The following is a 21,646-nucleotide window of genomic DNA, read 5'->3' as shown; positions in this document are numbered from 1 at the left end:
GGTTGCAAAAAAACGGCTGCGAGTCCCCTCGCAACCGTTTTTTAAGGCAAAATCAGCTTAAGCCTCAAACTTCACGAGATAGCACTCCACCGGAGTCCCGGTGACAGTCTTACATTTTTTCAATGGAAGACCAGCTAAGACCCTTTGTCCTGGGCCTTTGCTTCGGCAGCGATTCCTTTCCTTATCCGTCCTAGCCTGACCCGCTCGGGATAATTACTCTTAATACACTGCGCCTCTATCATTCACTCTATGAATTATCTATACATTATGGAACAAGATGTTACCCTTGTCAATACATTGCTTCTGTATACATTGCCCTGCCTTTATTTTTTCTCATTCTGCAGATTTTCCATAACCCCCCGATTATGAAAAACATCCTCCACCTCTAAGGTAATCTGGCCGCCTTTGCTGCTGTCTTTGGGCTGCCCGCCATAATCCATGGCCTGTGAGCCGGACTCTTGGGTCTGACTGATCACACCTGCCGGCTCCCATAATTGGCGTTTCAGCTCTTTGCCGGTATTCTTCTGGTCGTTCATCCGGGATTCCTCCTTTTATCCTGACCAAATCATGGTCTTGCCTATTCTGTCTTTAGAGTACCCGGAATCAACCAAAATCATGTCAAAAAAACAGTCCCTTCAGCGGCTCAGTAAGGGAAGTCACGCCGATGATGAAAAGCAATCCATAGACCAGCTTCTTGAATTGAGCTTCGTTGATTTTCTTTCTAAAAGGCTGACCGGCCACATAGCCAAGGACAACCGCCAAAATCATACTGACAAGGGTGATGCCAAAGGGAAGGGTGAAGCTTTCTCGAAACACAAGAATTTTTAAAGCGCTGGTCATAGCGTATTGAAAAAAGAAAAAGGTAACGGTGGTTGCCTGGAAGACATCCTTGGTCAGATGCTTGATGAGCAACGCGACAATGGGGGGGCCGGGAATGGCCGCCAGGCCGTTGAGCAAACCTGAAGAAAAAGCAACCATGACAAATCCCTTGGAGGATGCATTGATATCCCCTTCCTCAGGAACTTTCTTCTCAAGGGCACTGCTTTTGAGCTGCACCCATTGATAGGCAACATAGCCGATAAGGATAATTCCCACCATCCCTTTTATGTACATTTCATTCATATACCCACTCAGGACAACACCCAGGGCCAATCCGGGAATCCCTATAAGCAAAAGCCGGAGGACTAAATCCCGGCGGACTAAGCGCCGCATTTGGAACCCCTGCACCGAGGAACCCATCATGGATAAAATCATTCCCGCCAAAAGAGCTTGTTGGCTGGGCAAAACAAAAAGGAGCAGAGGTACCGCCACCAGCCCGAACCCAAACCCTGTCAAAACCTGAATAAAGGTTGCAAAGAACGTAATTCCACTCATGGCGAGCCATAATTCCCATGATAACATCTCCACACAAACACCCTCTTTAATCTAAACTTAATCTATTTATGACCCTCTGCTTTATGAGTATTCCCTTTTCTTCTCTGAATCTTGACAGCATTCCCTGTATTTCCTATAGTGAGTTAAGAAGGAAAGGTGATTCTTATGGCTCAAAAAACCAACGCCGCCCGCATCCTCGATCAAGCCGGTATAGCCTATGAATTAATCCCCTATGAGGTGGATGAAGCGGATCTTTCCGCCACTACCGTCGCCCAAAAGGTAAACATGCCTCCTGAATTAATCTATAAAACCCTGGTAACCCGAGGAGATAAAACAGGCATTCTGATCGCCTGCATCCCTGCCCATTATGAGCTGAACCTTAAGGCCCTCGCCCAAGTGAGCGGCAACAAGAAAATGGAAGTGGTTCCTCTCAAAGAAGTTCAGCCCCTGACCGGTTATATACGGGGAGGGGTCTCTCCTTTAGGAACTAAAAAAAAATACCCCGTCTATTTTCAGGAAGATATGCTCCAGCACGAGAAAATTGCCGTAAGTGCCGGGACGCGAGGCTTGCAGATCCTTGCTCTGTCTCAGGACCTGCTCAGGATCACCCAGGGCAAGGTTGGGCCCATCGCTCATCCTGCCTGAATCATCATTAATCTTCTCCCCACACCCTGAACTCCCTCCTCTTTGTATGAAGACGGACAAGAGGTAAATACTAACCTTATGTCACTTTGAATTACCAGGGTAAAGGAGAGATTCTATGAGCTTCCGGATTCCTCAGTTCAATCCGCCTGATTTTGACGGTGAGCCTTTGGCAAGTGCTCCCAATGCCACCCTTGTCGAAGTCCTTCAGGATGGGGTAGCCCCCGACCATTTCCATGGTATGTCTATCTATCCCGAATACTTTAAAATCAACGGCCAATGGCTCCTTGCTTCCCAAAGCCGCATGGACGGTGTTCCCGTGCTCATGAAGAACGGCACGATGCAAATCATCGAATTCCGCAATCTGAAAAAAGGCCATAAAGTGGTGATCGGGCGGACGGAAGATGCCAGTGAAGGCATTTATGTCTATGCCGAAGGTTTTGCTTCCAAGGACAGCAATAGAGATATTTTTGCCTTTCGCTCCGGCCGTTCCCGGGAGACGGCCTATTCAAAGGATTATAACCATCTTTATGATCTGCTGCGTCACGAAAAAGACAACGGTTATGTGGTCTGGGTGCTGGGACCTGCCGTGGTTTTTGATTACGACTCCCGGGTGGCCCTGGCCGCCTTGATCGAAAAAGGCTATGTTCACGCCATTCTGGCCGGCAATGCCATGGCCACCCATGATCTTGAGGCCGGCATCCTGGGTACTGCTTTAGGGCAAAATATCTACACTCAGGAGTCTCAGCCCAACGGTCATTACAATCATTTGGATGTCATCAATATGGCCAGAAAAGCCGGGTCACTGGAAAAACTCATTGAAGCTCAGAACCTGAGTGAAGGTGTGGTCCCTGCCGCCTTAAAAAAGAACATCCCTTTGATCCTGGCGGGCTCTATCCGTGATGACGGTCCCCTGCCCTCTGTATGGGCCAATGTCTACGCAGCTCAGGATGAAATGCGCCGGCAAACCAAACAGGCCACCACCCTCATCTGCCTGGCCACTCAGCTCCATACCATCGCTGCCGGCAATATGACACCTGCTTATACCCAGAGGGATGGGCAGCTGCGTCCTGTCTACATCTATGCTGTGGATGTGGCGGAGTTCACCTTAAATAAGCTGAGAGATCGGGGGTCTCTCGAAGTCACCACCATCGTGGCCAATGTCCAGGACTTTCTCGTCAATGTCAATAATAATCTTAATGAATAACAACCCTATGCGAATGAAGCCAATTGCATAAGTTAAAACAGAAAAAGGCCCCTGGCCTAGAGGAGGAAAAAAGCATGAAAGTGAAGATTATCCAATCCCTTCGTCAGGAAGGGCTGGAGCAGAAAATGAATGCCTTCTTTCAAGAGCATGAAGGGAACATCGAAATCATTGAAATCCAATGGAAAGCTTTTTTAGAGCATTATGTAATGATCCTCTATAACGAGAAAAAATAGTCACGAATAAACCATCGTGACTATTTTTATACACTAATTATATAACGAAAGAGCTTTTTAAGGAAACAATTAAATTCAACACTAAGCTTTCCGGGGTGGTATAGTTCGGATCTACATTAAAGTAGCCGTGACGGGGAAACTGGAATTTATCCTGGGGTTTGGCCTCTTTCATATAAGGTTCCACAAACCCTTGCCTTATTTCCAGAGAATTGGGATTGATATAATCATCCTGAATTAACGGCTCATAGAGGCGAAACTCTGCCGGCACTGCCTGAGTGGCTTCCACCCAATGAATCGTCCCCTTGACCTTGCGGCCGGTAAATCCTGTGCCGCTTTTTGTTTCCGGATCATAGGTGCAACGAATCTCGATGATCTTGCCCTCATCATCCTTGATGACCTCTTCACACTTAATAAAGTAGGCATCCATCAAACGAACTTCATTGCCCGGGTAAAGGCGGTGGTACTTCGGCGGCGGGACCTCCATGAAATCTTCCTGCTCGATGTAAATCTCCCTGGAAAAAGGAATCTTGCGTTTCCCCATCTCAGGGTTCTCTTTATTGTGATCGGCATCCAGCCTTTCCACTTGGCCTTCCGGGTAATTGGTAATGACCACCTTCAAGGGACGGATGACCGCCATGGGCCGGGACACTTTGAGCTTCAGATCTTCCCGAATAAAGTGCTCCAGCATTTTGGAATCCACCACACTGTCCGCTCTGGCCACACCAATGGCTTGGGCAAAATTGCGGATGGCTTCAGGGGTATACCCCCGGCGGCGCAGCCCGGAGATGGTGGGCATTCTGGGATCATCCCAACCGTCCACCACTTTTTCGTCCACCAGCTGCTTCAGCTTGCGCTTGCTCATCACCGTATTGGTCATATTTAAGCGGGCAAATTCATATTGATGTGGGACATGTTCCATCTCACATTCCCGAACGACCCAATCATAGAGGGGACGGTGATCTTCAAATTCTAAAGTACAGATAGAGTGAGTTATCCCTTCGATAGCATCCTCTAAAGGATGGGCATAATCATACATGGGGTAGATGCACCATGTGTCCCCTGTATTATGGTGGGTGGCATGGGCAATCCGATAAAGGACAGGATCCCGCATATTGATGTTAGGTGAGCCCATATCGATCTTAGCCCGGAGAACCTTTTCTCCGTCCTTAAATTCACCTTGACGCATTCTCTCAAAGAGCTCCAGGTTCTCGGCCACGCTGCGGTTGCGGTAAGGGCTTTCCTTACCGGCCTCAGTCAGGGTGCCGCGGCTTTTTCTAATCTCCTCAGCGGATAAATCACAAACATACGCTTTGCCCTTTTCGATCAGCAGAACGGCCCGCTTATGCATCTCCGCAAAATAATCGGAAGCGAAAAAGAGGTTGTCCCAGTCAAACCCCAACCACTTGACATCTTCTTTGATGGATTCTACATATTCAGTATCTTCTTTGACCGGATTCGTATCATCAAACCGCAAATTGGTTTTTCCTTTGAATTCGTCGGCCAAACCAAAGTTCAAACAGATGGATTTAGCATGCCCAATATGCAGGTAACCATTGGGCTCGGGGGGAAACCGTGTCGTGATTTCTTCTACCTTTCCCTCCCGTAAATCCTCAAGGATAATGCTGCGTAAAAAATTAGAGGATTTATTCTCGTTATCCACGAATACCAACCTTTCCTAGGGAATCTTATCTCCTACTGTAACGGAAGACCTCTCCAGTAGTGTTACCCGAATTCTCGTCCTTCACCCATTGCTGCTTATAAATGATAGTCTCCCGCAGCCTCCGGCTGATAAAGAAGTTTTTCCACCTTAAAGCGGACGACACCGCCGGGAACCTTCCAGTCGATGATATCTCCTTCCAGATAGCCCAGAATAGCCGTCCCTACGGGAGCAAGAATTGAAATCTTATCCTCCAGAAGATCGGCATCCTCAGGATACACTAAAGTATAGACGGTTTCTTCCCCTGTCTCCAGATCCTTCAGCAAGATTCTGGAATTCATGGTGATGGCATCCCCTGGGATCTTTTCAGAAGGCACCACATCCGCCCCATTTAACTCATGCTCAAGATCTTTTAAGTAATCCTTGTTTTTAGCGCTGCCAAACTCTCTTTCCTTATTGATAAGTTTGAGCAGACGCTCACGGTCCACAGCTGTAATACTGATCTTTCTACTCATTTCTCCTGAACCTTCCTTTTCTAATGATGAATAGCTAAATATAGAGCGACTATCGCCAGATAGCCGCTGTCAAAAGTTTATGTACTTCAAAAAAGGGAAAATCACTAAACCATTCTAATTATATACTATTTCCTATAATAAGTAAATGTTAGGCATATTCCCAAAAATAATTCTTGAATAAAATGGGAGCGGTAATTATAATTATAGATACAATTCCAGAAAATGCGGTGGCAATCTGGAATTTACGAAAAACTGCATAGGAATGCTGGATGAGATTTACGGGAGAAGGGCACGGCCCGCCGAAGAAGTTGAAACTTTCAGGTGACTGGAATAAGTCAGGGACCGTAAATTGACAGCACTCTGGAGAGACTCGATTAGAGCGCCGAAGGGGCAATACAATGACGTGTTGTTAAATCTCTCAGGCAAAAGGACAGAGAAGGAACAGGGACTGCTACAGAGCAATCTCTTACTTTTGTACCTATCGTCCGAATATTCAGAGTCAATCGCTAAGGATTGACTCTTTTTATATATAAATTGCCATCCTTTTGCGGGAGGCTGCCGCAACGGAGATGTGCAGAGAGATGCGAAAAGAGAGATTAAAGGAGGAACACTCAATGGATGCCTTGCATAATTTTATCGTCTGGCTGAACGACTATCTCTGGGGCCCACCGATGCTTGCTTTGCTTTTTGGCACGCACTTATTCCTTACGTTGCGTACTCGTGGTATTCAAAGGCATATTTTTAAGGGGATCAAATTATCTCTTACGAAGGATCCTGATGCCAGCGGCGATGTGAGCCAATTCGGAGCTCTGACCACCGCTCTCGCCGCTACCATCGGAACCGGTAATATCGTCGGGGTAGCTACGGCCGTGGCTTTAGGCGGCCCCGGTGCCGTACTTTGGTGCTGGCTCACCGGGGTATTCGGAATTGCCACCAAATATGGGGAGGCCTTATTGGCGGTGAAATACCGGGTTAAAACCGCTGACGGCACCATGCTGGGCGGTCCTATGTATGCTTTGGAAAGAGGCCTGGGCCAGAAGTGGCTGGCTGTACTCTTCTGTATCTTTACTTCTATTGCCGCCTTTGGTATTGGCAATATGACTCAGGCTAATTCTATTTCCGGCATGCTGAATTCTCAATTTAACGTCAACCCTATCATTACCGGTCTTCTCTTAGCTTCCCTCACCGGAATTGTAATCATCGGCGGAGTGAAGTGGATCGCCCGGGTCTGTGAAAAATTTGTCCCCTTTATGGCGATTGCCTATGTCCTTGGTTGTATCATTATCCTGATTATAAACGCCTCCTATGTCTGGCCCGCCGTTGTCTTGATCTGTGAATCGGCTTTCACCCCCACTGCAGCCGGCGGCGGATTCGTCGGTGCCAGTATCATCATGGCCGCCCGTTACGGAATTGCCCGGGGTCTTTTCTCCAATGAATCCGGTTTGGGTTCCGCCCCCATCGTCGCTGCCGCCGCTCAAACCAGGAATCCTGTCCGTCAGGCTCTCGTCTCAGCCACCGGTACCTTCTGGGATACCGTTGTCGTCTGCTTAATGACCGGTCTGGTCGTGGTCAGCAGTGTCCTTAGCAACCCGACCGCCGCCGAAGGGTTAAAAGGCGGTGATTTAACTTCTATGGCTTTTAGCCAGATTCCAGTAATTGGCCCTATCGTTTTAACCTTCGGGCTTTTGACCTTTGTTTTCTCTACCATCCTGGGCTGGTCTTACTATGGTGAAAGAGCTGTGGAATACCTCTTTGGCAAAAAAGGCATCCTCCCTTACCGCCTCCTCTGGGTTCTCGCTGTTTTAGCCGGTTCTTTGGTCACTCTGCAATTCGTCTGGGATTTGGCGGATGCAATGAACGCTATGATGGCTATTCCCAACCTTGTGGCACTCCTTCTTTTAAGCGGAGTTATTGTCTCGGAAACCAGGAAGTATCTATGGGAAGATCGTCTGGATGAAGCCTCTGATGAGCCCATCCCCGTCATTCAGAATAAATAAGCTCTCGGTGGAGCTCAGTCTGCTCAATGATAGTTTTCGCATAGATGACAAACTACGAGACACCTCTCCCTTGCGGAGAGGTGTCTCTCTGTGCCTTATCCTATCCCATAGAACTGGGGAGAATTTCTAGCCAGTAGTTATCCGGATCATTGATAAAATAGATCCCCATGGCTTCATTTTCATAACAGATGCAGCCCATTTTTTGATGGTGTTCATGAGCTCCCTGGAAATCATCCACCGTTAAGGCCAGATGAAACTCATTATCGCCCAGATTATACGGTTCTGTTCTATCCCTTAACCAGGTAAGTTCCAAGGCATGAGCGGTTACCCCATCCCCCAGATAAATAATAATGAATTCCCCGCTCTCCGGAGCTATACGCCTGACTTCCTTTAACCCTAATGCCTCTTCGTAAAATTTAAGACTTTTCTCCAGGTTCAGCACATTGATATTATTGTGTGTAAATTTAAATTTCATGGCCATCATCCCCTTCGTTTATTTTAGACACGCTTTCTTTTCCGAGAATTAATTATCGACGAGACTCTCTATTGTCTTGCATATTCATCCATATTATAGTAATTTTTTATAGAGAACACAATCTTCCGATCATTTTAGATGAGGTGATTTTTATGAAAGCTCCCCTCGAAAAGCTAGGACTTCGTATTGAGTATATTCAGCACAGTGGTTTCATCGTGGAAACCGATAGGGAGTTCCTTGTCTTTGACTATTATCAAGGTCAAGTCCAGTTGCCCAGCCATAAGCAGATCACTGTTTTTTCCTCCCATGTCCATCCGGATCATTACAATCCTGAAATCTTCCAGTGGCAAACCCACTATCCTAATACTCACTATATCCTCAGCTCGGATATCCAGGGCCACCCTCAACTGCCTCCAGGCCAGGAGAACCTTACTTTCTTATCCCCTTATGAAGAAGTTCATCAGCATGACCTGACCATTAGAACCTATGGGTCCACCGATGCGGGTGTTTCCTTCCTTGTGGAACTGGGCGCAAAGGAAAGGCTCCATCTCTTCCATGCCGGAGACCTTAACTGGTGGCACTGGCGGGGAGAACCCGAAGCAGATATTCTGTGGGCAGAGAAAATGTTCAAGGAAGAAATCGCCAAACTCAAAGAAGAGCGGATCGATATTGCCTTCTTCCCTGTGGACCCCCGGCTTGAACAGTCTTCTTGCCTGGGAGCGGAGTATTTTATTCAGGAGATCCATCCCCAAATCCTTGTCCCCATGCATTTTTGGGATGATTATCCCTCCATTGGCTCCTTTGTCGAAAAAATGACCGCTTCCCCTACAGCAATCTTAGACATCAAGCAAACCAATCAGTGCTTTGCCCTCTAAGCAGGGGATGGCGATCCGCTCAGAGGGAATTCACCCAGATACTCAATGGGATCCAAGGATACTATCCCTATGGATTCAATCATCACCTCAATAGAGCGAAAATCTTTTAAGACCTCTCCCAGCACCTTAGGAATATCCTCCACAGCCGTTTCCATGGAAAGGGTGCAATGGGGATGCCAGATCTGGGGTTTGTAATAGTCCCACCCCTGCTCCTGCCAAGCCGCCAAAGCGGCATGGAGCATTCCATGAACTTGAAACAGATCATGAGTCAAGTTAGGGGTCAAAAAGATGGTTCCTTTATGAAGAGGGAAAATCCCTACTTGAAGAAATACCAACTCAAAGGAAGGAACAGCTTGAGCCAGAGTCCCCAATATTTCCTGAGCCTTGGTCAAGTCCAGATCATTATAGATAGCTAAAGTGATATGGGGCCGGCCATTGGTGCAGGACATGCATTTGCCCAGATTCAGGAGAGCTAATGACTCCCATAGCCTCATTATCGATTGTTCCGCTTCTTCATTGAAGTAGAGATTAATTGCATAGCTCATTCCATACCTCCCCATAGATTATTGCTTCCTTCTACTTTAAAACCCCCGCAGGATAATTGCAAGCCCTGGACAAAAAGCCAGATATTCCGCACCCGCGGGAATATCTGGCTTAACTTCTTTAGTTCTGACTTCTGAATTACACTTTGAACCGTTTGATTTCTTCTTGTAATCTGCTGACGCTTTCCTTAGCTCTGAGAATCTGCTCTTTAACTTCAGTGGATTTGATGCTTACTTCTGCCGACTGATTGGCAATTTCCGCCGTGCCGGCGGCACCACTGTTGGCAGCTTGGGCTACCCCGCCGATGGCATCGGAAATATTTTGGATAGACACCAGAAGCTGCTCCGTGGTAGCACTGAAATCGGCCACCAGCTCATCGACGAAATTGGCATCTTCGCTGTATCGCTCTGCCACATCCAGCATGACTTGATAGTCATTATTGACATCGACAGACATGAAAGACAGCAGCCCATTGGAGCTTTGGGAGAGGTTATCGACAGCACTGGTCACCTTGGTGGTAACCTCCTGTATTTGCATAACCGCTCCTTTGGATTGTTCGGCAAGTTTTCTGATTTCCTCTGAGACCACCGAGAATCCTCTGCCGGCTTCACCCGCCCTGGCCGCTTCAATGGCGGCATTCAGGGCCAGCAGGTTGGTTTGCTCGGTGATCTGCATGATGGCATCTGTCAATAAATCGATTTGACTGACAACCTTGGACTCAACAATCGCCTTTTCCAGCTTGGCCTGGGTCTCGACAAAGATATCGGCGGCTTTCTTCTGGGCTGTATGGACATTTTTCTTGGTATCTTCCGCTCTCCGGGTGATTTCCTGGGATGAGACTGCCCCCTGTTGGGATTTGCCGGCGATCAATTGCACTGCTTTTTCAATTTCCTGGGTCGTTGCCGACATTTCTTCCGATGCTGCCGATGTTTCTTCCGTACTGGCCGCCACATCTCCGGTAGTAACAGAGATCTCTTCCAGGCTTTTGCTGAGATCCACTACATTATCCATGACAGCATGCACTTTTTCTTCGATAGCCACCGATTCGCTCTTAATACTGTTGACCAACTGCTTAATCGAATTCTTCATATGATTAATGGCGTTGGTGATAGCCCCCACCTCATCTTTTCTGGCCAGAAACCTTGAGTCGATTTCCTGGGAAAAGTCCCCGTTTGCCACAAGCTCCAAATACTGAGCCGACTTTTTGATGGGTGTGGTGATTTTATTGGCGGTTATGGTAATCAAAACCGTGGTGAGCAACAACATGACAACTGAGACTATGAGCATCATTAAGGCTACGCTGTTTGCCCCCTGGGTTAACTCACTTTCGGACATTAGGGAGGCTAAAATCCAATCTGTTCCATCAACTTTATGGGGATTAACTATGTATTTTGCTCCGTCAATCATGACATCAAAGGGGGTTAAATCATCAGACCCCAGCTTGTCCAGTCCGGCAATATTAATTTCCCCTAATTGTTTAAAATTATTTTCGGGGTTATTTCCATCGGCCAAAATGATTCCTGAAGTGTGAACAATCATAGAATAGCCGGTTTCCCCAGTCTTCATTGAGTTTAACATATCGCTTATGACAGACTGCTGCACATCAATTCCCAGGGTTCCGACCAACTTACCATCGGCATCTGTAAAGGAGCGAACATTGCTCGTAATCATGGTATTGGACATGGGATCAAGATAGGGATCTGTTCTGACAATGGCTCCCTTGCCGTTTAAGCCGGTTTTATACCAGCCTTTCTCAGGAGGATAGAACTTCTCCACAGGTATGGGGACTTCCGGCCACTGCAGGTAAGAGCCCTCTTCCGTTCCGAAATAAACATACATTGTCCCCGGATGGGTGGCGGCATAATGCTCAAAAATTTCGTAAATTTCCTGCTCCACGCCACCATTTTGCGAAGGAGTCATTTGCACCTTTTCCAGACTGTTGACGTATGACGTAATATTGCTCTCCGCCGCTGCCATAACCAGGGGATGAGTGGCCATCATATTGATATCTTTATCAATCTGATCATAAAACACTTTAATGGCTTGCTCCGCTATTTTCATCTGTTCATTTGAGTAATTGATGTAATCTTCTTTCGATTGCTGAGTTACCCCATAACAAGTAATCCCACCAACTATAGCTAAGGCGAGTAAAACAATTATGATCGAAATGGTTAAAAATTGGGTTCGAATACTCTTGAATTGCATCACTTAATCCTCCATATTAAAAATTCCACCGGTTGCTGGCCTAAGTTAAGGCGACGCGCGAACTATTCTGACAGCCGTTACCGTCACACAGGCCCTTGGGATTGCAACAGCCAACACTTATGCCGGTTGCAAGTCCATGTGAACACTTTCAAAAATTATGGTACGGATTTTTCTATCTATACAATGATTGCACTGGATAAACGAAGACATGGAAAAATGTGCCTCAACATCCTTCAAAGGAGGGAGGCACGCTACTGATTGGTCAGGGCCCGTTTATACTGGAGTCTATTCGCGCGGCTAGGTGCCTAAGTTCGGCTGATCCTAAAGAATTTTTAATGAATACTGCAGGAAAGGCTTTTTTCTTCCACTTATAGCTTATGCTTAGTCTTCAAGCACATCAGCAATCATCTGTTCGACCTCATCATCTTCCACATCGCCGGCCATTTTTCCCTTGTATTCCCCATCTTTGAAGTAAAGAATCTGGGGAACGCCTTTTAATGAGAATCTTTGGAACAGTGTTTTCTCCTCTTCCACATCAACATAATAAAAGCCAAAACTTTCCTCATAATTTAGGCGCAACTCTTCCAATACCGGAGTAACCTTTTGACAGACATGACAGTTTTTCCTTGAAAACATCACTAAGCAAGCTTTTCCCTCATCGTAAATAAGTTGCTCAAACGTATTGGTATCCAGCTTTTCCAGGGACATTTTTTACACTCCTCATTTTTTAATTCTTCTGTCACCTTGATTCAAAACAGACGAAGGTCAAGGTCTCCAAAAGAGAGCGCAGACCTTCGTCCTGCCGGGTTTCTTGCTTGTCTTAACCTTCTTTTTTAACAGGGAGGATCATTTCCACGTCACTGTGGGGACGGGGAATGACATGGACGGAAATGAGCTCGCCAACCCGCTGAGCGGCAGCAGCACCGGCATCGGTAGCCGCCTTGACAGCGCCTACATCTCCTCTTACCATTACGGTTACCAAACCGCCGCCGACAAATTCGCGGCCGATCAGATATACATTGGCGGCTTTAACCATAGCATCTGCGGCTTCAATAGCACCTACCAAACCTTTGGTTTCGATTAATCCTAAAGCTTCTGTTTTACTCATGATTGTTTCCTCCTAAAATTTCATTTTATGATGGTTATTCTCGAAGTGGGTGTGAGATCCATCCCATTGGCTTCATCTGTGTCGATATGACACTCAAGCTGGGAGGTGTTATTGGCTCTGATGGCTACATTGGCGTAAGTTCCTCCACGCAGCCCGTTTATTTGAATCGTTACCAGCTCTCCATCCCTTACCCCAAAGCGTTGGGCATCCTCTAAGGACATATGAATGTGGCGCTGGGCAACGATAACACCTTGGGAAAGAAGAACACTTCCTTTGGGGCCTACAAGGGTCATTCCCGGAGTTCCCTGCAGCTCTCCGGACAGTTTTACAGGGGCTTTGAGACCAAGCTTGAAACAGTCTGTTCTGAGTATCTCCACCTGGGATTCTCTGCGCTCCGGTCCAAGGATGCGGACATTTTCAATCGCCCCTTTAGGCCCGCAGATCGTCAGGGTTTCCTTGCAGGCATATTGCCCCGGCTGGGACAAATCCTTGATCCTGGTCAATGAGTATCCCTCACCAAACAAGGTGTTCACATCTGCTTGGGAGAGATGAATATGCCGGTTGGATATCCCTACAGGTATGGAGCAATCCTCCTGGTTGATATTCGCCCCCTCTTTGACTGCTTCCAGCAGAAGTTCCACTAAAGCGTCATACTTTCCCACTTTAGCAGTCACCCCTTTGTTTCAACAGGGACATGACTTCATTGACCAGAGCCTGAATCCGGTCTTCACTGACAGTGCCGCCGGAGCCGCCCTGCTGTGCATCCCCGGTTGCATAGGAGGAATTCCCATTCTCTGTGACATCTTTGATTCCATAGGCTACACGTTTAATATTGATCAAGTGCATAGGGGTTACATTGTCTGAGGTTGCGCTTCCTCCCCAAGTACCGCAGCCTAAGGTAAAGGCGGGCGCCAGTCCTGTACTTACTCCTACACCACCATGGGTGGATGCTGTATTGACCAAAATCCTGAAAACGGGTTTCTCTGCAAATTTGATAGCCATTTCCGGGTTTTCCGTATGAATGGAAAGGCTATGGCCTACCCCGCCGTTATAGAGTAATTTCATGCATAGATCGCAGGCTTCATGCCAGTCTTTGACGGTATAAAAGGCCAGCACCGTGGTCAGCTTTTCATAGGAGAGGGGATATTGCTCGCCGACTCCCTGTTGTTCTCCCAGCAGAACTTTGGTTCCCGGGGGAATGGAAATTCCGGCACCGGCTGCGATATCTGCAGCGGATCTCCCCACCATTTTAGCATTCATGGCATGGCCCCTGTTAAACAGTTTCCGCCCCACTTGCTCAGTTTCCTCCGGGGTCATGAAGTAGCCGCCCTGACGTTTGAACTCTTCCATAACCTGGTTGCGAATGCACTCTTCTACCACCACCGATTGCTCAGAAGCACAGATAGTGCCATTGTCGAAGGTTTTGCTGGCAATAATATTTCTGACTGCTTTGGGAATATCGGCAGTTCTTTCAATATAAGCGGGAACATTGCCCGGGCCTACCCCCAGAGCCGGTTTTCCGGCGCTATAGGCCGCCTTGACCATGGCCGAACCGCCTGTGGCAATGATCATGGCTACTTCGTCGCATTTCATGAGTTCATTGGTTGCATTCATGGATGGCTTGGAGATGCAGCCGATGATATTGGCCGGAGCACCGGCCGCCACTGCCGCATCGTTCATCAACTTAGCTGCTTCCAAAGTGCACTTCAAAGCCGAAGGATGGGGTGAGAACACAATTCCGTTACGTGCTTTAATGGCAATGAGCGATTTGTAGATAGTCGTGGAGGTAGGGTTGGTGGAGGGGACAATCCCCATCAGCAATCCCACCGGTTCCGCAATCTCCATGACCTTATTGATCTTGTCTTCCTTAATAACCCCGATGGTCTGCATGGGCTTGATAAATTGATAGAGCTCTGTAGAGGCAAAACGATTCTTAAAAATCTTATCCTCCACTTTGCCAAACCCTGTTTCTTCCACCGCTAACTTTGCCAGAGCAACAGCATTTTCCTCCGCTACCTTTACCATATTGCGAATGATTTTGTCAATCTGCTCGCTATTGAATTGTGCCAGTTCAGTCTGGGCTTGTTTGGCCTGACGGGCAAGATTTCTGGTCTCCTGCACAGATTGTAAATCATAATCAAAGTTTAGCACTTACGTTCCTCCCTTCACCGTCATTCATGTTTTTGGTTGTAATACTCCTTGAGTTGCTGGATAAGATCTTCTTTATTTGCTTTGGATATGGCTCTTCCTGCTATGGCAAGTCCTTTGTATTCTCTGGCCAGATTGCGGAGTTTTAAGACGGGGAGAGTTTTCAGGGCATCCACGCATGGTTCAAGGCCAAATTCTTGCACAAAATCATCTATTGTCTGTTTATTGGTTGTTTGATCAAAACCCGGAAGGGCCTTGACTTTTTCCGGTTGCGGCACAGGGGGTGCCTGCTTTGCAGCGGGGCTGGGGCCGATCATTCCTTCGATTTCCTGATGGGGTCTGGGAATGACATGCTGTGAAACCAGCAGCAAAGGGCTAATCTTCTCCACCGCGGCAGCGCCTGCTTCCACGGCTGCTTTCACAGCTCCCACATCACCGGTTACCGAGATGGTCACCAGACCGCCGCCGACAAAATCCCTTCCCACAAGTTCAACTTGCGCTGTTTTAAGCATGACATCTGCACATTCGATAGCAGGAAGGAGTCCTCGTGTCTCAATAAGGCCAAGAGCCTGCATAGCCTATCCTCCTATTGTTGAACCTGAATTCAGGCCCGGTTTGCTGGGCAGGTAATAGAGAAGATTTTGGCATATCCTGAGGCCCTCCAGGTCACCTGTGCGCCTTTCGGCACATGCAGTACGTCTCCCTGGCAGGCTTCAAAGGTTTCACCATTGATGGTGAGCCCTAAGCATCCTTCCAAAACAATACCAATTTCTTCACAGCTCAATGTGCGGTCAAAGCTGGATTTTTCGATGGTCAAAAAACCTGCACTCATTTGAGACTCGTCTTTGCCGATGACCTCCCGATAGGCTGCCCTGGTGCCCGGTTTTCCGGTGTCCAAGTCCTCATAATTTACCGTCCTGCCATGGACAATTTTCAGCCCGCTTTGAGGCTCACCCTCGGTAATGAAGGGCAGTTTAGCTGCGGGGGCCGCGACACCTGTCAAAAGGTGATTGGTTAAGACCATTTTGATGGTTTGATAGATCATATCCCTGTCAAACTCTGCTTCCCGCTTCCCTGTTTGCTGCAGATCACTGAATTTGCACTCTTGATTTTGGGCGGCAGCTGCGGCGAAAACGAATTCCACACCCAATTCTTTAGCCAGGTCTCTGGCTGAAGGAGTAACAATCGTTCCCCCTGCCACGCAGAATTCTTTTTGCCCTTTTTCTGCTGCTGATTTGACATCGTCAGCACAAATGAGTTTCTTCAAAATCCCACCTCCTTTCAATCCTTACGGTGATCAAAGTGAATCCTGGGGACCTGGTACTCTGTAACACTCACTGAGTGCTAATATAGGGATGTCCACAATCTATCGGACGGGGAAGGAATGACCTCAATATCCACAAGGAGGCCTTTTTCCATAGCAATGGCCTTCCCTGCCTCAATACCTGCCTCCACAGCGGCCACATCCCCGGTAAAAGTAAAGTACGCTTTGCCGCCCAGTCCGCTGCCCAGGCGCAGTTCCAGAGCCTGAACATCGGCGGCTTTCAGTGCCGCATCAGCAGCCGTGATCATGGAGGCCATGGAGAAAGATTCCATAATTCCCAGGGCCCCGGTTCCGTCCGGCATGGTCGTGGCCGTGATCGCCGGGAAAATTCCTTCATGAACATTGGGCAGCACGAAGCTATCCACTAAATATTCCCCGGAAATGGCTATCCCTGTGCTGATCGAACTTTCGACAGCCGCCACATCCCCTTGCACGATAGCAATATATTTGCCCGGACAGACGGGGGTTGCACTGACCACATCAACGTAAGCTGTTTTAAGCATCTGATCGGTGGCATAGATTCCTCTGGCCACACTGGTAAGCTCAATCATACCTATTGCTCTATACATACTACCCCACCTTTACCACAATAGAATTGTCTTTAATCTCGACAACGGTGCCGGCCATGCTGGCATGGACCGGGGCCCCGAGACTGTTTTCCGGTATTTTGCCGATCATCTGCCCTGCTTCTACATGCTGGCCTAGGTTAACGATGGGCTGGGACGGTGCCCCGATATGCTGACGCAAGCCGATTTCCAGATACTCGGGCTTAAACTGAATGGTGGTCAGGGGTGCCGGTTGATCAAAAAGGGTTAACCCGATTTTGGCCACCAGGCGTTTGCTTGGTATCAGCCGATAGTCCCTTGCCGAGCGGGGCTGGAACTCCACTTGGGTGGGCTGGTAACGAATCCCTTGTTCCGCCAGTTTTTGTTTGTAAAAAATATTCACCGTTTTCGGATGGAGATTGGCCGGACAGGAGAAGAGTTCGCAGGCATTGCATTCACAGCATAACTGAGCGATCTGCAATTCCTTCACATCCTGGAGGTCATAGCTTAAAGCGCGCATGACTTTATGGGGCTGCATATCGTGTCCCAAAAGATAGCGGGGACACAGATCCGTACACATCCGGCATTGTTCACAGGCTGTTTTGCTGATGACCCGTCCCTGGTTGATGTTAACGGATTTTTTGCGGATGAGGAAATGATCCTTTTTAAGCAGAATAAAGCCTTTGCTTTTCTTGGTGACATAGCCATCGATCCCGTCCAGGAGGGAACCCATCATCGGGCCGCCGTCGATCACAGCATAGTCATCCCCATTTTCCAGGCCGCATTGCCTGAGCAGCTCCCGGATGGGCATACCCACCGGTACCTTGACCGTTAAACGGTTGGGAATGTCACCGGCAAGGGTGAGATAGGTTTCGGTGACCGGCTTGCCTGACAGGGCATTAAAAATATTTAAAGCCGTTTCCGAGTTGATCACCACGCACCCTACTTTGAGGGGGATGGAGGCTTCCGGAACAACCCTTTTGGTCAGCTCATAGACCAGAACCTGCTCATCGCCGGCCGGGTAGATATCCCGTAATTCCATGACTTCCATATAATCTTCCAGCCCTAAAGCTGTGATTTTTTCGCGCAGAAGTTTGACGATGGCTTTGTGTTTTCCTTTGATGCCGATGACCGCTTTACGGGCTTCTATATACTGCCCTGCCGCTTCCAGCCCTTTGATGATTTCTTCGCTGAACTCCGCCATCAATTGCTGATCCACCCGCAGCAGCGGTTCACATTCAGCCCCGTTCAACAATATATATTCTGCCTTCGCGGCCAGTTTGGCATGGGTTGGAAACCCAGCTCCCCCTGCCCCGATGACTCCGGCATCCTTAACCCTATTCAGCAGATCCAACTTTCCCCACCTCCAGATTCTCAAAACGTACAGTCTTCATCGATGATTCCTACAATGACAGCATCAATGGGTATATCGTCCTGACCCAGCATTTTGCGGGCGGAGCTGCCTGTGCATACCAACACCCGTTCACCGATCCCGGCGCTGATGGTGTCGGCGGCAATGATGAGACGGCCTTTATCGATCCCACCCAGGACCTCCACCAGCATGAATTTCAGTCCTCTCAGTGAATCGGCCTTCCGTGTTGCCCAGATATTATCAATTACTTTTGCTGCTATCATGGGTTCTCACCTACTTTGATTTCTCGCATTTTACATTGGATATCTTTAATAGCAGCTTCCACTGAGGCTGTATCGCCAAAAATGGCGATCATAATCAGATTTTGCGGGCAATGACCTTTAATATCTTCCACAAAAACTCCCGCTGCCTTTTCAGCGATATCGGCAGCCACCACCATATCGATCATCCGCCCCTGAACTAAGCCGACGGCGTCGTAGTTCTCCAGGGGAACACTTGGCGCAGAACCTTTACGGCGAAACAGGAGATCCACCGTCCCTTGGGAAGGAGATTTAATGATCCGGTATTCCATGGCTAAGACTCCTCTCTAAAGGATTTCCTGCGTACAGTTCAGAGCGATACCTAAGGGTGTCACAAACATGGGGTTTTGCGGTTTATAGGTGGGAATACCCGTCTGTCTGGCGATGATGGTTTCGATTCCTTCCAGACAGCAGGTTCCGCCGACCAGATAGATCGTTTCGACTTGATAGTCCCTTAAGTGGCGGTTTAGGATGGAGGACACTTTTTCAACTACCGGCCCCACCACAGGGGTCAATTCCCGATGGTTTTTGGGGTTCTGCTTATAGTTTTCCGCCTCGTCAAAGCTCATTTTATAAGCTCCCGCTATCACCAGGGAAAAATGAGTGCCTCCGGTGGGTTCATCAGCCACATAAATCACTTCTCCATCTTTGAGAATCGTAATTCCTGTGGTTCCCCCGCCGATATCCACGATGGCCCCGTCTTTGATTTTGAGTACGGCATTAGCGGCCGTGGGTTCGTCCAGAAGATTGGTGATTTCAAATCCGGCTCCCTGGACCACATGTTTGATCACGCCTGAATCCAGAGCCATGGTTCCCGGCGGCAGAGCGGCCGCGGCATAGACGAGTTCCGTGTCCAGCCTTTCTTCCAGCTCTTGCTTCAATTCCTTGACGATACGGATGGCGCCGATATAGTCCACTACCATCCCATCTTTAACTACATTGGCAAAGCGATAGGCACCGGCCACCGGCTGATAATTCTCATCGAGAACTGCCAGCACGATATAGGCCGTTCCCAGATCAATTCCCGTATAATAAACGGAGGATTTGCTCACGATAGGATGCTCAATCACTCTTTCGAAATCCTTAACCAGTTGATCACAGTATTCAAAAGCAGAATTTACGTTTTGCATTGTTGACCTCCCAGACACTTCCAGATCATGACGCAGAGGATGTTCATGATCAGATTGATTTTCTCAATGAGATCTTGCCGTGAGCAAACGTTGAACTCCTTATCCCAATAGGCTTCCAAAACAGCGGATTCCAGCTCGCGAAGAGTTGCCCGCAAATGATTTAACGAGGCAATGGCTGCTCCATTTTCCGTCCGCACATGAAATTCGGTAATATCAAAGTGTTTACCCAGATAAGTTGAACAGTTTTTCATCTCTGCCTCAGACCAGTCCTGAAATTGCAGATTAACCGGCGACGTCTGTTCCCATGCCGTTTTTTTCACCTCGCTGAAGCATCTTCCCAAGGCAAATACTTCTTCGGCCAGAACAGTGCTGCCACCGCTCAAAAGATTCGCTCCCACCATCAAAAACAGGGATTCCAGGCTTTCCATCCTGCGTCTTAATCTCAGAACATTCCAGCTTTCCTGTTCCGTTCCTGATTTGCCGTTGCCGTTGCCGTTGCCGGTGCTCTTGCTTTTGCTGTCCTGAGCCTCCGCCAGCTTGATTCCCCTATCGACAAGAAATTGGCGGGCTTCCGGTGTGAGTTTTGTCCGGGGTTCTAAAGTATACGCTGTAAAGGGCTCCGCTTTATATAAATCGCGCAATTCCGTCTCGGTAATAAACCTCATGGTTTCACCTCCGCTTCCTGAATGTTCCTTAATTAATACCCTATAACCAATGCCTTACTAAACTTGATAGACCTAAGAGATACTCCTTCAACTCTTCCACCCCCGTGTTGTCTGTTAACGAGATCCGGAAATAGGGTTCGGAAACCCCGATGCTTTGCAGCTGATGGATACACAAGGGAACGTTCTCCGTTTTCAGGTCAACCTTCGTCATCACACCGCTCACCGGACAGGTGAAGGTTTTGGCAAAGCCGGGGGGATAGACCTCGACGGGCCTGGATGAGTCGATGAGCAGGAGCACATGGGATGCCGTTTGAGCAGTAGCAATCAGGTATTTATACATAGAAGGGTTTTCAATATATGAGCCGGGAGTGTCAATGGTATTCTTCCCATAAATGACATCCTGGGTTTTCTTCAAGGGTCTGGAGGTATCATTGAGGATATTCGCCAGGGTGGATTTGCCGGCCTGGGTGGGTCCGACGATCATGATGCGCTTTTTCATGTGCTGGTTATCCTGGCCGGAGTAAAGTTCAACAGTTTTTCCAGGGTGTCATTGATGGCTGCCATGGCGGCTCCCACACTTGCCACATCCCCGGATATAACCAAGGAACCGGTAAAGCGGTCTAAGAATCCGATCTCCACATCAGAGGCCTTGGTGGCGATATCAGCGGCGATAATCGCCGTCTCACTGGGAGTGAGGGTTAGGATCCCAATCGCGCCCCGTTCTTCAATGCCCAGGCGTTCGTATAGGTCTTGTACCGGTGAAGCGATGATATGAGCCAGGGTGACCTGCTTGCCGGGGACGTATTCCTGGATGATCCGTTTTCTGTCGAAGTCGTCGGTAGTGCTCATACAATCCCTCCGTTCGGATAATGGCTTTGCAGCCGGGTTTGGTGGGGCTTCGTAAGATTTCAACGGGGCTTCTTAAGGTTCCGGCAGGCTCTGTGGGTCCCGGAAATGGTCTCCAGGATTTTGCTTTACACCGGTCGCTCCATAAGCTGCGCGGACAAAACTACCGCTCAAGCCCTCCGCTCCGAAAGGTCCCCCGCCAAATCGCTCCTGCTCAATGGCGGGTTGGAAACGTCCTGTTTCCAACCTTTCTCCGCTGCAGGCTTTTCGCGAAGTTTTGTTTCCGCTCGCTTAAAGTCGCTTCCCTTGTGTAAATCAAAATCCTTGGGCTGCTTTTCGGGAGTGAGCGAGCGGGGCGTTGCAGGATGGGTTTCCCGACTCAGACTGCTTTATCCGTCTTTGCCGGGCCGCTGGCGGCATGGCCGGCTACCCAGATTGACTGCTGAGGTAACTCCCGCAATGTCCGCGAGGGTCCCGAAAGCAGTG

Annotated in this window: 27 protein-coding genes and 2 riboswitches; of the genes, 5 read left to right on the top strand and 22 right to left on the bottom strand. The window is 48.5% G+C overall.

Going from position 1 to position 21,646, the window contains the following annotated elements:
• Positions 1–71: 71 nt before the first annotated feature.
• Positions 72–246: riboswitch (Lysine riboswitch) on the bottom strand.
• Between the two features lie 77 nt (positions 247–323).
• Positions 324–536, bottom strand: a complete 213-nt coding sequence (locus DESLBE_RS17150; protein WP_144677681.1) for a hypothetical protein — start codon at positions 534–536, stop codon at positions 324–326.
• An 82-nt stretch (positions 537–618) separates the two neighbouring features.
• Positions 619–1,407 carry a sulfite exporter TauE/SafE family protein gene (locus DESLBE_RS17145; RefSeq protein ID WP_144677680.1) on the bottom strand — a complete coding sequence of 263 codons (789 nt, stop codon included), beginning with the start codon at positions 1,405–1,407 and terminating at the stop codon, positions 619–621.
• A 132-nt stretch (positions 1,408–1,539) separates the two neighbouring features.
• Between DESLBE_RS17145 and ybaK the strand changes: the two genes are divergently transcribed.
• From ybaK to DESLBE_RS26620, 3 genes are all read left to right on the top strand, one after another.
• Positions 1,540–2,019: a Cys-tRNA(Pro) deacylase gene (gene ybaK, locus DESLBE_RS17140; RefSeq protein WP_005815307.1), complete on the top strand. Its 480-nt coding sequence runs from the start codon at positions 1,540–1,542 to the stop codon at positions 2,017–2,019.
• 115 nt (positions 2,020–2,134) lie between these two features.
• Positions 2,135–3,223, top strand: a complete 1,089-nt coding sequence (locus DESLBE_RS17135; protein ID WP_144677679.1) for a hypothetical protein — start codon at positions 2,135–2,137, stop codon at positions 3,221–3,223.
• 74 nt (positions 3,224–3,297) lie between these two features.
• Positions 3,298–3,456 (top strand): hypothetical protein, encoded by a 159-nt coding sequence (locus DESLBE_RS26620; RefSeq protein WP_015945514.1) that lies wholly within the window; start codon positions 3,298–3,300, stop codon positions 3,454–3,456.
• A 37-nt stretch (positions 3,457–3,493) separates the two neighbouring features.
• Here DESLBE_RS26620 and DESLBE_RS17130 read toward each other — a convergent pair whose 3' ends face one another.
• Entirely contained in the window at positions 3,494–5,116 is a 1,623-nt protein-coding gene (locus DESLBE_RS17130; protein WP_015945515.1) for a glutamine--tRNA ligase/YqeY domain fusion protein, read from the bottom strand.
• A 95-nt stretch (positions 5,117–5,211) separates the two neighbouring features.
• On the bottom strand, positions 5,212–5,628 hold the full coding sequence (gene rnk, locus DESLBE_RS17125) for a nucleoside diphosphate kinase regulator (RefSeq protein ID WP_144677678.1): 417 nt from the start codon (positions 5,626–5,628) through the stop codon (positions 5,212–5,214).
• A gap of 350 nt (positions 5,629–5,978) precedes the next feature.
• Positions 5,979–6,072, top strand: a riboswitch (glycine riboswitch).
• Between the two features lie 170 nt (positions 6,073–6,242).
• Between rnk and DESLBE_RS17120 the strand changes: the two genes are divergently transcribed.
• Positions 6,243–7,625 (top strand): sodium:alanine symporter family protein, encoded by a 1,383-nt coding sequence (locus DESLBE_RS17120; RefSeq protein ID WP_035214430.1) that lies wholly within the window; start codon positions 6,243–6,245, stop codon positions 7,623–7,625.
• A gap of 100 nt (positions 7,626–7,725) precedes the next feature.
• On the opposite strand, the gene DESLBE_RS17115 is transcribed toward DESLBE_RS17120, so the two are convergent.
• Positions 7,726–8,109, bottom strand: coding sequence for a VOC family protein (locus DESLBE_RS17115; protein WP_011462292.1), 384 nt, complete (start codon positions 8,107–8,109; stop codon positions 7,726–7,728).
• Between the two features lie 143 nt (positions 8,110–8,252).
• Here DESLBE_RS17115 and DESLBE_RS17110 point away from each other — a divergent pair, with 143 nt between their 5' ends.
• The gene (locus DESLBE_RS17110) at positions 8,253–8,975 is read left to right on the top strand and encodes an MBL fold metallo-hydrolase (RefSeq protein WP_005815292.1); all 723 of its coding nucleotides are present in this window, start codon (positions 8,253–8,255) and stop codon (positions 8,973–8,975) included.
• Here the strand turns inward: DESLBE_RS17110 and DESLBE_RS17105 are convergent.
• From DESLBE_RS17105 to DESLBE_RS26615, 17 genes are all read right to left on the bottom strand, one after another.
• Entirely contained in the window at positions 8,972–9,520 is a 549-nt protein-coding gene (locus DESLBE_RS17105) for a 2'-5' RNA ligase family protein (protein ID WP_243131331.1), read from the bottom strand. The genes DESLBE_RS17110 and DESLBE_RS17105 overlap by 4 nt on opposite strands.
• A 136-nt stretch (positions 9,521–9,656) precedes the next feature.
• Positions 9,657–11,723, bottom strand: a complete 2,067-nt coding sequence (locus tag DESLBE_RS17100) for a methyl-accepting chemotaxis protein (protein ID WP_144677676.1) — start codon at positions 11,721–11,723, stop codon at positions 9,657–9,659.
• 381 nt (positions 11,724–12,104) lie between these two features.
• Positions 12,105–12,431: a thioredoxin family protein gene (locus DESLBE_RS17095; RefSeq protein ID WP_005815283.1), complete on the bottom strand. Its 327-nt coding sequence runs from the start codon at positions 12,429–12,431 to the stop codon at positions 12,105–12,107.
• 112 nt (positions 12,432–12,543) lie between these two features.
• Positions 12,544–12,831: an ethanolamine utilization microcompartment protein EutM gene (gene eutM, locus DESLBE_RS17090; protein ID WP_005815281.1), complete on the bottom strand. Its 288-nt coding sequence runs from the start codon at positions 12,829–12,831 to the stop codon at positions 12,544–12,546.
• A gap of 20 nt (positions 12,832–12,851) precedes the next feature.
• Positions 12,852–13,493, bottom strand: coding sequence for a phosphate propanoyltransferase (locus DESLBE_RS17085; protein WP_144677675.1), 642 nt, complete (start codon positions 13,491–13,493; stop codon positions 12,852–12,854).
• Between the two features lies 1 nt (position 13,494).
• Complete coding sequence (locus tag DESLBE_RS17080) at positions 13,495–14,982, bottom strand: acetaldehyde dehydrogenase (acetylating) (RefSeq protein ID WP_144677674.1); 1,488 nt, start codon at positions 14,980–14,982, stop codon at positions 13,495–13,497.
• Between the two features lie 20 nt (positions 14,983–15,002).
• Positions 15,003–15,554 (bottom strand): BMC domain-containing protein, encoded by a 552-nt coding sequence (locus DESLBE_RS17075; RefSeq protein WP_015945522.1) that lies wholly within the window; start codon positions 15,552–15,554, stop codon positions 15,003–15,005.
• 29 nt (positions 15,555–15,583) lie between these two features.
• Entirely contained in the window at positions 15,584–16,264 is a 681-nt protein-coding gene (locus DESLBE_RS17070) for a cupin domain-containing protein (protein WP_005815273.1), read from the bottom strand.
• A gap of 59 nt (positions 16,265–16,323) precedes the next feature.
• Entirely contained in the window at positions 16,324–16,872 is a 549-nt protein-coding gene (locus DESLBE_RS17065; protein ID WP_005815271.1) for a BMC domain-containing protein, read from the bottom strand.
• A gap of 1 nt (position 16,873) precedes the next feature.
• Positions 16,874–18,202, bottom strand: a complete 1,329-nt coding sequence (locus DESLBE_RS17060; protein ID WP_015945525.1) for a 4Fe-4S dicluster domain-containing protein — start codon at positions 18,200–18,202, stop codon at positions 16,874–16,876.
• 20 nt (positions 18,203–18,222) lie between these two features.
• Positions 18,223–18,483, bottom strand: a complete 261-nt coding sequence (locus DESLBE_RS17055; protein WP_005815267.1) for a EutN/CcmL family microcompartment protein — start codon at positions 18,481–18,483, stop codon at positions 18,223–18,225.
• Complete coding sequence (locus DESLBE_RS17050; protein WP_005815265.1) at positions 18,480–18,791, bottom strand: BMC domain-containing protein; 312 nt, start codon at positions 18,789–18,791, stop codon at positions 18,480–18,482. Before DESLBE_RS17050 ends, DESLBE_RS17055 begins: the two co-directional genes overlap by 4 nt.
• A gap of 15 nt (positions 18,792–18,806) precedes the next feature.
• Entirely contained in the window at positions 18,807–19,649 is an 843-nt protein-coding gene (gene eutJ / locus DESLBE_RS17045; RefSeq protein ID WP_005815263.1) for an ethanolamine utilization protein EutJ, read from the bottom strand.
• On the bottom strand, positions 19,637–20,314 hold the full coding sequence (locus tag DESLBE_RS17040) for a cobalamin adenosyltransferase (RefSeq protein WP_144677673.1): 678 nt from the start codon (positions 20,312–20,314) through the stop codon (positions 19,637–19,639). The genes eutJ and DESLBE_RS17040 overlap by 13 nt, the downstream gene beginning before the upstream one ends.
• 40 nt (positions 20,315–20,354) lie before the next feature.
• A complete protein-coding gene (locus DESLBE_RS17035; RefSeq protein ID WP_005815261.1) occupies positions 20,355–20,813 on the bottom strand; it encodes a EutP/PduV family microcompartment system protein in 459 nt (152 codons plus the stop codon).
• Entirely contained in the window at positions 20,810–21,163 is a 354-nt protein-coding gene (locus tag DESLBE_RS17030; RefSeq protein WP_005815259.1) for a BMC domain-containing protein, read from the bottom strand. Before DESLBE_RS17030 ends, DESLBE_RS17035 begins: the two co-directional genes overlap by 4 nt.
• A gap of 72 nt (positions 21,164–21,235) precedes the next feature.
• Complete coding sequence (locus tag DESLBE_RS26615) at positions 21,236–21,406, bottom strand: hypothetical protein (RefSeq protein ID WP_015945526.1); 171 nt, start codon at positions 21,404–21,406, stop codon at positions 21,236–21,238.
• Positions 21,407–21,646: the final 240 nt, after the last annotated feature.

Origin of the sequence: Desulfitobacterium sp. LBE (assembly GCF_007830365.1) — a bacterium.
GTDB classification, from domain to species: Bacteria; Bacillota; Desulfitobacteriia; order Desulfitobacteriales; family Desulfitobacteriaceae; genus Desulfitobacterium; species Desulfitobacterium hafniense.
The sequence above is the reverse complement of the archived record's forward strand: the minus strand, read 5'-3'. Positions and strand labels throughout refer to the sequence as shown.